This window comes from Curvibacter sp. Hmag1.1, from assembly GCF_059769165.1.
The window spans coordinates 1,206,985-1,218,918 of record NZ_JBMBGX010000002.1; the positions used below are offsets into that span (position 1 = coordinate 1,206,985).

General features: G+C 61.0%; 6 protein-coding genes. 1 reads left to right on the top strand and 5 read right to left on the bottom strand.

Features of this window, described 5'->3' with window-relative positions:
• The first annotated feature begins 96 nt into the window (after positions 1-96).
• Positions 97-1,911, top strand: coding sequence for a sigma 54-interacting transcriptional regulator (locus tag ACOAP0_RS06295; protein ID WP_498375123.1), 1,815 nt, complete (start codon positions 97-99; stop codon positions 1,909-1,911).
• A gap of 19 nt (positions 1,912-1,930) precedes the next feature.
• Here ACOAP0_RS06295 and uvrA read toward each other — a convergent pair whose 3' ends face one another.
• The 5 genes from uvrA to ACOAP0_RS06320 form a co-directional block, all read right to left on the bottom strand.
• Positions 1,931-8,332, bottom strand: coding sequence for an excinuclease ABC subunit UvrA (uvrA, locus tag ACOAP0_RS06300; protein ID WP_498375122.1), 6,402 nt, complete (start codon positions 8,330-8,332; stop codon positions 1,931-1,933).
• Between the two features lie 122 nt (positions 8,333-8,454).
• Positions 8,455-8,955, bottom strand: a complete 501-nt coding sequence (locus ACOAP0_RS06305; RefSeq protein WP_498375121.1) for a hypothetical protein — start codon at positions 8,953-8,955, stop codon at positions 8,455-8,457.
• An 84-nt stretch (positions 8,956-9,039) separates the two neighbouring features.
• Positions 9,040-9,228, bottom strand: a complete 189-nt coding sequence (locus ACOAP0_RS06310; protein ID WP_481872527.1) for a hypothetical protein — start codon at positions 9,226-9,228, stop codon at positions 9,040-9,042.
• 95 nt (positions 9,229-9,323) lie between these two features.
• Positions 9,324-11,060 (bottom strand): MFS transporter, encoded by a 1,737-nt coding sequence (locus ACOAP0_RS06315; RefSeq protein WP_498376085.1) that lies wholly within the window; start codon positions 11,058-11,060, stop codon positions 9,324-9,326.
• A gap of 193 nt (positions 11,061-11,253) precedes the next feature.
• The gene (locus ACOAP0_RS06320) at positions 11,254-11,910 is read right to left on the bottom strand and encodes a 2-hydroxychromene-2-carboxylate isomerase (RefSeq protein ID WP_087495151.1); all 657 of its coding nucleotides are present in this window, start codon (positions 11,908-11,910) and stop codon (positions 11,254-11,256) included.
• Between the last annotated feature and the right edge of the window lie 24 nt (positions 11,911-11,934).

The window sequence follows — 11,934 nt, forward strand, 5'->3', positions numbered from 1 at the left end:
AGACTCCGGAACTGCCGTTCTCGAGGGTAAATATGAATGTCTAGATTCATTTTTGACTGCCAAAATTGAATCGATACATTCATATTTGGTGCATTTATGCCTGGCAACCGCATATCTCTGGCGCAACTCATGCAGGTCACCGGCGTCTCGCCGTCGACCCCGCCGGTGAATGCCCGCTTTCCCGGCCAACAGGGGTTCGAGCTTCACCAGGTCGACGGCATCAGCCATCCGACCCTGGCCGACCTGAGCGAATGTCTGTTCTTTTCGCCGGGTGACGGACGCATCTGGTTGCAGGACCAACGCATGGTGCTGATGCACGCCGAAGCCATGGGAAGCTTGCGCCGGGAACTGATCGAAAGCATGGGCCTGGACAAGGCCCGCGGCCTTTTGACCCGCATGGGCTACATGGGTGGGGCGCGCGATGCAGAGCTGATAAGGCGCCAGTGGCCGGATGCCGAGCCGTCAGTAGCCGCCATGGCAGGTACCCGGCTACACGCCTTGGAGGGCCAAGTCAAAGTGGAAGTAGTGCGGGTGCGCTTTGACGCCGCCAGCGGCGAGTACCAGGGGGAATTCATCTGGCACAACTCCAGCGAAGACGACGAGCACATTGCCGTCTATGGTGTGGGCGGTTCACCCGCCTGCTGGATGCAGACCGGCTATGCCACCGGCTATGTGAGCACGCTGTTCGGCCGCTTGATCCTGTTCCGTGAAGTGGCGTGCCGTTCTGCGGGCGACGCGCAATGTCGCGTGATCGGACGCTCAGTGGAACTATGGGAAGACCCGCAGGAAGACTTGCGCCACCTCCAGCTGGGTGACCGGGGCCCGAATGCAGAGCCTGTAGCTGCGACTGCAGAAGCGCTGGGCGAACACACTCCCACCAGTGGCCAGGACCCGACTCTGGTCGGCGCGTCTTCTGCCTTCAATGCGGCTTTTCATATGGTGCGCCGTGTTGCCCCTACACCGGCTACCGTATTGTTCACCGGGGAATCCGGCGTGGGCAAAGAGATGTTTGCGCGCAGCCTGCACCGCAACAGCGACCGGGCGGCCAGACCTTTTGTGGCTATCAACTGCGCGGCCATTCCGGAGACACTGATCGAGTCCGAACTTTTCGGCGTAGAGCGCGGCGCGTTCACCGGGGCGGGCGCCTCCCGCCCAGGGCGCTTTGAGCGTGCCGACGGTGGCACCTTGTTTCTGGACGAAATCGGCACGCTTAGCCTGGTAGCCCAAGGCAAACTTCTGCGGGCCTTGCAAGAAGGCGAGATCGAGAGGGTCGGCGGGACCAAAACGGTAAAGGTCAACGTGCGTGTGGTGGCCGCGACCAACGAACACCTGCGCGAGGCCGTTCGCAAAGGCAGCTTCCGTGAAGACCTGTTTTACCGGCTCAATGTGTTCCCGATCCACCTGCCGCCGCTACGCGAACGGCGCGACGACATTCCGCTGCTGATGCAGCACTTCCTGAACCACTACCGTGAGCGCTACCAGCGCGAGGTACCCGGCTTCAGCCAGCGGGCAGTGAAAGCCCTGTTCAACTACGGTTTCCCCGGCAATATCCGGGAGCTGCAAAACCTAATCGAGCGCGCGGTGATCATGGTCAACGACGGCGAGCTGATCGATGTGCACCAGCTGTTCCGGGGCGGCGAGGAGCTGAGCGAAGGCGTACTCTCCCTCCCCGCTTCAGCTGCGGGCGATGCAGGCGGCCGCTTGGTGGGCGGCACAGAGTCCTCCTCATCCCACGTCAGTCTCACTCCGGGCCAGACCCTGGGCGGCGCCGAACAGGAATGGATTGCCGCCGCACTCCGCCGCAGCGCAGGCAACATCGCCGCTGCCGCCCGGCAACTGGGCATTACCCGGGCCACCCTGCTGTACCGGGCAAAGCAACACGGCATCGAAGTCGGTCGAATCCGCCGTTAGTGATCACGTCGCGATCGCCTCAAACCCGCGACAATACCCCCGCCAGCGCCACGCCCGTGTGGGTACCTAACTTGACCACGTCTTCCGGCGTAGTGGCCGCCACCACGCGGCCACCGCCGTTGCCACCTTCGGGGCCAAGGTCCAGCACCCAATCGGCTTCAGCGATCACATCGAGGTCGTGCTCAATGACCACCACGCTGTGGCCGCCGTTGACCAGGCGGTGCAGTACATGGATGAGCTTTTCCACATCGGCCATGTGGAGGCCAACAGTAGGCTCGTCCAGCACGTAGAGCGTGTGCGGCACCTTGTTGCCGCGCTTGCCCACGTCGTCGCGCACCTTGCTGAGTTCGGTGACCAGCTTGATGCGCTGTGCCTCGCCGCCACTCAGTGTGGGTGAGGGCTGGCCCAAGGTCAGGTAGCCCAGGCCCACGTCTTTGAGCAGCTGTAGCGGATGCGCGATGACGGGCATGGCTGCGAAGAAATCGACCGCTTCATCGACTTCCATCTGCAGCACGTCGCCGATGTTTTTGCCTCGCCAGGTAACGGCCAGTGTTTCGGGGTTGAAGCGCGCGCCCTTGCAGGTTTCGCAGACCACTTTCACGTCCGGCAAGAAGCTCATGCCGATGGTGCGCATGCCCTGCCCTTCGCAGCTGGGGCAGCGGCCTTCGCCGGTGTTGAAGCTGAAGCGGTTGGACGCATAGCCGCGCGCCTTAGCTTCCAGCGTGTCGGCAAACAGTTTGCGAATGGTGTCCCAGAAGCCGATATAGGTCGCCGGGCAGGAGCGTGGTGTTTTGCCGATGGGGGTTTGGTCCACTTCGAGGACGCGGTCTATGGATTCATAGCCGGTCACGCCTTCGCAGCCGAGCCAGTCGATTTTTTCACCGGCCTCCAAGGCATCGCGACCGGCTTTGGTGCTGCGCTTTTGCACGGCGGTTTGCACGTTGGCCAGCAACACGTCGCGCGCTAGGGTGGATTTGCCGGAACCGCTGACGCCGGTGATCGCCACCAGGCGTTTAAGCGGGACATGGGCGGTCACGCCTTGCAGGTTGTGCATGGTGGCGTTGTGGACGGTGAGCCAGTCGATTTTGGGTTTGTACGTTGCGGCTGTAGTTGCTGAACCCGCCATGGGTAGCCCGGCACCGGGCTCCTCATACGCTCGCTGCGCGAGCTCCAAATCGTCACCCGCTGCCGGGCTACCCTTGGCTGCGACGGACATTTGGGCGGTGCGACGGTCCGCCAGAGCGGCGTATTCGGCGGCAACTTTGGTGCGTTCTGCTAGCTCCGTATTGGCGGCTGCGCTGTCCAGAATGCGCGCCGCCTCCACTGCTGCTTTCTGTGCTTTGGCACTGAGCTTTTTCGCAGGCTTACCGGCACCCGCGGTGGAGGTGCTTACGCCGGAAGCCGATTTCGAGCTCGCATCGCGAGCGTATGAGGCGCCCGGCGCAAGCGCCTCCGCCGCGTCCAGCGCCAATGTCTCACTAAACGAAACCATTCCTCGCCGCACAGCCAAGGGATGCTTCATGGAATGTAAGAGATACCGCCCGGTCTGAGACTCAGGAGCGTTCTGCACATCGGCAATCGACCCCTGCGCCACCAAGCGCCCACCGCGTTTGCCGGCACTTGGCCCAATGTCGATGATGTGGTCCGCATGGCGGATGGTGTCTTCGTCGTGTTCCACCACGACCAGCGTGTTGCCCTTGTCACTCAAGCTCTGCAAGGCGCCTAGCAGAATCTTGTTATCGCGGGCATGCAGACCGATGGTCGGCTCGTCGAGTACGTAGCACACGCCTTGCAGGTTGCTACCCAGCTGGGCTGCGAGGCGGATTCGTTGCGCCTCGCCGCCACTGAGCGTGGGCGCACCCCGGTCCAGCGTGAGGTAGCCCAGGCCCACTTCTTCCAAGAACTCGAGGCGGCTGCGGATCTCAGGCACCAGATCGCGGGAGATGTCGCCTTCGCGGGTGGTCATGCCGCCGGCCACTTGCAAGGTCTGCACCCACTGCCGCACATCGGTCACGGAAAGGCGTGCAATGTCGGTGATACCCACACCTGCAAACTTCACGTTGCGCGCAGTGGCATTCAAACGCGTGCCACTGCAGGTGGGGCAGGCCTTGTCGTGCAGGTCTTCGATGTCGGCTTCGGCAAAGGTCTGCTCGCGGCCCTTGTTGTCATCGTCCTTGACCGAGTCGTCAAACACCTTGCGCTGCTCTTTGGTGAGCGCCACGCCCGTGCCTACGCAGTCGGGGCACCAGCCGTGTTTGCTGTTGTACGAGAACAAACGCGGGTCCAGCTCCGCATACGAAGTCGCGCACACCGGGCATGCGCGCTTGGTAGAAAACACCTGCACCTTGCCCACACCAGCAGCCGACTCACCGGCCGCCATCACCTCACGCAAGCTGCCAATGTCGCTGAGCACATAGACCACGCCCTTGCCGTGGGTGAGCGCGTCCGCCAGCGCGGTGCGCAGCGCGGACTCGTTGGCAGGGGTCACGTCCAGGCTGGCCACGGGCAGCTCAATGTTGTGTTCCTTGAAACGGTCAATCCGCGGGAAACCGCTGGTGGGCAAAAAGTTGCCGTCCACCCGCAGGTGCGTGAAACCCTTGGGTCGCGCCCAATCGGCCAGCTCGGTGTACACGCCCTTGCGCCCCTGCACCAGTGGTGCCAACAGGCCGATGTGCTGGCCGCGGTAGTTCTTGAGCAACTGGGCCGCAATGCTGTCTGCGGACTGCGGCTCCACGGCCGCACCGTCTTTGTAGCAATGCTGGGTGCCCAGCTTCACGTACAACAGGCGCAAGAAGTGCCACACCTCGGTAGTGGTGCCCACCGTGGACTTGCGCCCGCCGCGCGAGAGGCGCTGCTCGATCGCCACCGTGGGCGGGATGCCATACACCGCATCAACCTCGGGGCGGCCGGCAGGCTGCACGATGGAGCGCGCATAGGCATTCAAGGACTCGAGGTAACGTCGCTGGCCTTCGTTGAACAAAATATCAAAAGCCAAGGTCGATTTGCCAGACCCGGACACGCCAGTGACCACGCTGAACTTGCCGCGCGGAATATCCACCGACAAAGACTTGAGGTTGTGCTCCTTCGCATTGACGATACGAATGGAATTCGACGTGTCGACCACCCCGGCACCGGAGGCGGATGGGCTCGCGCCGAAAGCCGATTTCGAGCTCGCAGCGCGAGCGTATGAGGCGCCCGGCGTGAGCCCGTCCGCCGCAGCAACAGAAGTAAACGTAGCCGAAGACTCCGCCACCTCATGCACCACTCCCATCGCAGCCGCGTATTCCCGCAACGCCTTACCCGTGTGCGACGTGGCATGCAACAACAGGTCCTCCGGCGTGCCATACGCCACCACCTGCCCGCCCGCATCCCCGCCCTCGGGCCCCAGATCAATCAACCAGTCAGAGGCACGAATCACATCGAGGTTGTGCTCAATCACCACCAGCGAATGCCCGGCGTCCAGCAACTTGCGCAAAGCGCGCATCAGCTTGGCGATGTCTTCAAAGTGCAGACCGGTGGTCGGCTCGTCCAGCATGAACAGCGAGCCCTTGCGCGCCAGCAACTGCTTGCTCGCACTGGAGCTCTTGGCTGCTTCGGCCAGAAAGCCTGCGAGTTTGAGACGTTGCGCTTCACCACCCGACAGCGTGGGCACCGGTTGGCCCAGCTTCACATATTCCAACCCCACATCCACGATGGGTTGCAGCACGCGGATGACTTCGCGGTCCGCACTGAAGAGGTCCGCCGCTTCGCTCACTGTGAGTTCCAGCACATCGGCCACATTCACATGGCGGCCCTTGCGCTCAATCGTCACTTCCAGAATTTCGGGACGGTAACGCTTGCCATCGCAGTCCGGGCAGCGCAAATACACGTCACTCAGGAACTGCATTTCCACGTGCTCAAAGCCCGAGCCACCGCAGGTAGGGCAACGACCATCGCCGCTGTTGAAGCTGAACTTGGCGGCGGTGTAGCTGCGTTCCCTGGACAAGGCGGCGCCCGCGAACAATTCGCGGATCGCGTCCCACGCGCCGACGTAGCTCACCGGGTTGGATCGCGCCGTTTTACCAATGGGCGACTGGTCCACAAACACCATGTCGCTGAGCTGCTCCGCACCCAGCAGGCTGGTGTGGGCGCCCGGTGTTTCGGTCGCTTTTCCGAAGTGGCGCAACAAGGCGGGGGCCAGCACATCCTGAATCAGCGTGGACTTACCGGAGCCGGACACACCGGTCACGCAGACCAAACGCTGCAGCGGAATTTCCACCGAGACATTTTTGAGGTTGTGCTCGGTCACGCCCTCCAGAATCAGGCGCGGGTTGTTGGGTGCGACCATGCGCTTGAAGCCCATGCCCACCTGCTTGCGGCCGCCCAGGTAGGCGCCGGTCATGGTGTCTGCGCCCTTGAGGGCCTCGGTGGTGCCGTCAAATACGATCTGACCGCCCTTCTCACCCGGACCTGGTCCCATGTCAATCATGCGGTCAGCCGCCAGCATCACGGCCGGGTCATGCTCCACCACCACCAGGGTATTGCCTGCATCGCGCAAGCGCTGCATGGCCACGATGATGCGGTTCATGTCGCGCGGGTGCAGGCCGATGCTGGGCTCGTCCAGCACAAACAGCGTGTTGACCAGCGAGGTACCCAACGCGGTCGTGAGGTTGATACGCTGCACTTCGCCGCCACTGAGGGTACGGCTCTGCCGGTCCAGCGTCAGGTAGCCAATGCCCACATCGCACAGGTATTTGAGGCGGGTACCCACCTCTTCGAACAGCAGCTTGAGGGTTTTGTGCTCTGCCTCGGAGGCGGTAGGTGCGCTGACGGTTTTCTCCGAGGTGGCTGCAGACACTGTATTCGGCGCGACATCCTCTGAGCGGGAAGCGGAGTCCGGTGTGCTGGAAGGGGCCGATTTGCTACTCGCAAAGCGAGTTGATGAGGCCCCTGCCAGCACGCCGGGCTCCGCCCCCCCAAAGATTCCCAAATCCGCCTGCAAGGCATCAAAAAACCGCTTCAAACGATCCAATGGCATCAGCATCAAATCGTGTAGCGACAAGCCGGGCAGCGCTTCCAGTTGCTCACGAGACCACTTCACGCCCTTGGGCATGAAACGCTTGGCCGGGTCCAGCGCCATGTAAGCCTGGTCCTTGGTGCCTATGCGCCAAAGCAGGCTCTCGGTCTTCAAGCGCGAGCCATTGCAGGTCGGGCAAGTCGTGTAACTGCGGTACTTGGACAAGAGCACACGGATGTGCATCTTGTAAGCCTTGGTCTCCAGGTACTCAAAGAAGCGGTCCACCCCGAACCAGTGTTGGTTCCACTTGCCGTTCCAGTTCGGTGAGCCCTTGAGTACCCAGTGCTTTTGTTCTGCAGTCAGCTTGTACCAAGGCGTGTCACGCGGGATACCGCTGGCCTCGGCGTGGCGCATCAGGTCGTCCTGGCACTCTTGCCAAGCCGGCGTCTGCATGGGCTTGACTGCGCCGGCGCGTAGGGTGAGTTTGTCATTGGGGATGACCAACCCATAGTCCACCCCGACCACGCGCCCGAAGCCGCGGCAGGCGTCGCAAGCGCCCACCGCCGAATTGAAGCTGAACATCGACGCAATCGGGTCGGTGTAGCGGATATCGCTCTGAGGGCAGTGCAGGCCGGTCGAAAAGCGCCAGATCTCAGGCGCTGCGTTTGCTATTATTTCAGGAGCTGCTCGCGTACTATCCACGGGCGCTATGGACTCTTTCAGCACATAAGCGTTCAATCGCCCGCTGCCGCGCTTGAGGGAGGTCTCAATAGCCTCCAGAACGCGTGCTTTTTCCACACCGTCGATGCGGAAGCGGTCCGCCACTACGTCCAGCACTTTGCGCACGCCATTGACGGTAGATACCTCCCGCTCAGCCTGCACACGGGTGAAGCCGCTGGCGCTCAGCCACTGGGTTACTTCGTCAGGGGTGGCGTTGCCCGGCAGCTCTACAGGAAAGGTCAGCACCAATCGGGGGTTGCCTTCGGCCGCGGCGCGCTGCAGCAGCGTGGTGTAAATCGTCTCGGGGGTGTCGTGCTGCACGGGCAACGCAGTGTCTTTGTCAAACAGGCTGCCCGCACGGGAAAACAGGAGCTTGAGGTGGTCGTTGAGCTCCGTCATCGTGCCCACGGTGGAGCGGCTTGAACGCACCGGATTGGTCTGGTCAATCGCAATCGCAGGTGGCACGCCCTCCACCTTGTCGACAGCCGGCTTGTCCATGCGATCCAGAAATTGGCGCGCATAGGCACTGAAGGTTTCCACGTAGCGGCGCTGACCCTCGGCGTACAGCGTGTCGAACACCAGGCTGGACTTTCCTGAACCGCTGGGGCCGGTAACCACGGTCAGCTCACCCGTGCGGATGTCCAGATCGAGGTTCTTGAGATTGTGCTGTCGCGCCCCGCGAATGCGGATGGTGCCCTGGGTCATGGTGAATGCTCTCTGCGGTGGGGAGAGACATTCTAGGCAGCCAGCGCAAGGATGGGTGCCTATGTGGGCAATTTTGCGCCGGGCCGTCCCGGGCTTCACGCAATGCGGCGAAAGCGAGGGGTTCAGCCCTTCAGTGCGCGCTCCAATTCGCGGCAGGCTTTGGTGCCCACGGCGTCCTGGATCTTGGGCAAAAGGGCCAGAAGGTCGTCGAAACCGGCAGCGGACTCTACAGACAAGTTCAGCATGAATCCCCGCAACCCAAGGCCGGCGGTGAGCTTGGTGGCAATGGGTTTGGCGTCGCTGTAGCGTTCCTGGGGTGTGCGGTCACTCACCGGCTGCGCAGGGCTGGCTGTCTCTTCAGCCAGTTCTACGGCATCTGCAGACGCTACAGCGGCCACAGGTGCCGGCGCGCTCACCTGACCGGCACCGGGCGCCAAAAAGCCCTGCTCCACCATGTAATCCACATCGGCTTGGGTCATGCCCATACCGGCCGTGGCTGTCAGCACCTGTTCCGCCGTCTTTTGGCCGTCAAACAGAATGAACGCAGAGCGTTGGCGGGCCGAAAACAGGGGCGACCGCTCTTTGAACGCTTTTTGTCCAGCTTCCGTTTTTGTGAATTTCATGAGTGGCATTTTAGGACTGCAGGTCTGCTCCACTCGAACGAAAGGGGCCATCAGGCCCCCTCGTTTACCCTATCCGGGAGACGCTTATTTGGCTTCGCTGGCAGCAGGCGCAGCAGGTGCAGCTGCAGGTGCAGAGACCGTGGCAGCAGGAGCTTCACTGTGCGTCGCGTCAGCGCCGTGCTTCTCACCACTCATATCAATATCTCCACCCTTGCTCAGGATGTACAAAGCCAGGCCGGCAAACAACGCAAAACCCACAGCAATTTTCCACATACCACTTCCTTCAAAAAAAAAGCTCTCCGGAGCGGAGAGCCTGAAAATTGCCCCGGCTTGGAGACCGGGGCGTTAACTCACTTCACTCGCAAAAATCAGTCGTTGGCGTAGATGTCAACGTCTTTGGTTTCCTTGATGAACAAGCCACCGATCACCACGGTTGCACCCGCAATGATGATGGGGTACCACAAGCCGTTGTACATGTTACCGGTCTGCGCAACGATAGCGAAGGCAGTAGTTGGCAACAAGCCACCGAACCAGCCGTTACCGATGTGGTAGGGCAAGCTCATGGAGGTGTAACGGATGCGGGTCGGGAACATTTCCACCAACATGGCGGCAATAGGACCGTACACCATGGTCACCAACAACACCAGGTAGGTGAGGATCACCACAACCTTGACCTTGTCGAACTTGGCCATGTCAGCCTTGGCGGGGTAGCCGGCAGCCTTCAAAGCAGCGCCCAGGTTGGAGCCCAACAGGGTACCGGCGGCGGTCTTCTCGTTGCTCAGGTCAGCCACAGACTTCTTGGCAGCAGCCACGGCTTTTTCGTCCACGGGGTTGGCAGCAGACAGCTCAGCCAGCTTGGCTTCGGCTTTGGCTTTGGCCGCAGCAACGTCTTCAGGGCTGTACTTCACATTGACCACAGTCTCGCCGACCTTGATGACAGCTGGTGTACCGGCAGGAGCCGCCACGTTCTCATAAGACACGGAAGCACCGGCCAGACGCTGCTTGGCAATGTCGCAGCTGGAAGTGAACTTCTTGGTACCAGTGGGGTTGAACTGGAACGAGCACTCTGCGGGGTCAGCAGTCACAGTCACCTTGGCGGTCTGTTGTGCGGCGTACAAATCAGGGTTAGCTGCTTTGGTCAGCGCTTCAAACACGGGGAAGTAAGTCAGGGCGCCCAACAAGCAGCCGGCCAAGATGATGGGCTTGCGGCCGATCTTGTCAGACAGCGAACCGAACACGATGAAGAACGGTGTGCCGATGATCAGGGAGATCGCCACCATGATGTTGGCGGTAGGACCGTCCACCTTCAGCGCCTGGGTCAGGAAGAACAAGGCATAGAACTGGCCGGAGTACCAGATCACCGCTTGACCGGCAGTCAAACCGATCAGGGCCAAGATCACGATCTTCAGGTTTTTCCACTGGCCGAAAGATTCAGACAGAGGTGCCTTGGAAGTTTTGCCCTCTGCCTTCATTTTGGTGAAAGCGGGGGATTCGTTCATGCTCAAACGAATGTAGACAGAAATGCCCAAGAGAAGAATGGACACGAGGAACGGAACGCGCCAGCCCCAATCCGCGAAGGCATCTTCACCGATAGCGGTACGTGTACCCAAAATCACCATCAGGGACAGGAACAAGCCCAGTGTCGCTGTGGTCTGGATCCAAGCGGTGTAAGCACCACGCTTGCCCTGAGGAGCGTGCTCAGCCACGTAGGTAGCAGCACCACCGTACTCACCGCCCAAAGCCAAGCCTTGCAGCAAACGCAGGCCGATCAGGATAACGGGAGCAGCCACGCCGATAGAGGCGTAGTTAGGCAGGACGCCCACGATGAAAGTGGACAAGCCCATGATCAGGATGGTCACCAGGAAGGTGTACTTGCGGCCGATCATATCGCCCAAGCGGCCGAACACCAGCGCGCCGAAAGGACGCACGATGAAGCCGGCGGCAAACGCCAACAGCGCAAAAATGAAGGCAGAACCTTCGTCCAGACCGCTGAAGAACTGCTTGGCAATGATGGCTGCCAAAGAACCGTACAGGTAAAAGTCGTACCACTCGAAAACAGTGCCGAGTGAGGAAGCGAAGATAACTTTCTTCTCTTCCGCAGACATCGGCCGTGGGGCTGCGTTTGCCATGTTGTCTCTCCAATCATTATGTTCAGCCCTCGACATGAGGGCTTGGACGTATTCTTGGAGTACCCACTGACCCTGCTCTGACGCCAAACCAACGCTGGCTTGCGCGAAACTGACGCCCCTCTGACAAAATAGGGCTTAACCCTGCAGGGGCTTTTCACATAACGGCAAATCAGGCAGTGCGCGAGGGTATACCCGAGGGAATGGCTTGCACGGCATTCCAGCGTTTGTCAGCGTCGTTGTCAGCAAACCAGGCGTCGCCTTCAAGGTAGGCGCGCAACATCGGCAAGGCATCCAATCCCCAGAATACTTTGCCGTCCACTTCGAAACTGGGCACGCCGAATACACCCTGCGCAATCGCCTCATCACTATGGGCTTTGAGCTGCGCTTTCACGCTGTCGTCACCCGGTTCGCGCCCGGGAGCCAACTGTGCGGTCACGGCCTGAAGCCGCGCGGCATCCGCCGCATCGGCACCACCTGTCCACACATGTTTAAACAAGGTCTCGCACACATAGCGATTGGGCAAGCCCTGTGCCTGTGTGGCAATGGCCAGCCGCAGCAAACCCAGCGGATTGAAAGGATGCATGGCGGGAAAAGCCAGTTCCACACCTTGCCGCTGCGCCAACCACTGCACATGACGGTAAATCCAGTTGCGCTTGGGCGGCACCTCAGCCGGGCCCAGCACCGCGTTGTGCTTGAGCAAGCCGCCCAGAAACACGGGCTTGTAGCGAACGCTGTAGCTCAGCCCCATAAGCGCTACTGGCAACTCCTCAAACGCGAGGTAAGCGTAGGGAGAAATGAAATCCAGATAAAACGTGATTTGCTTCATGCGGGCTCCGGGTGCGGGTGGTTT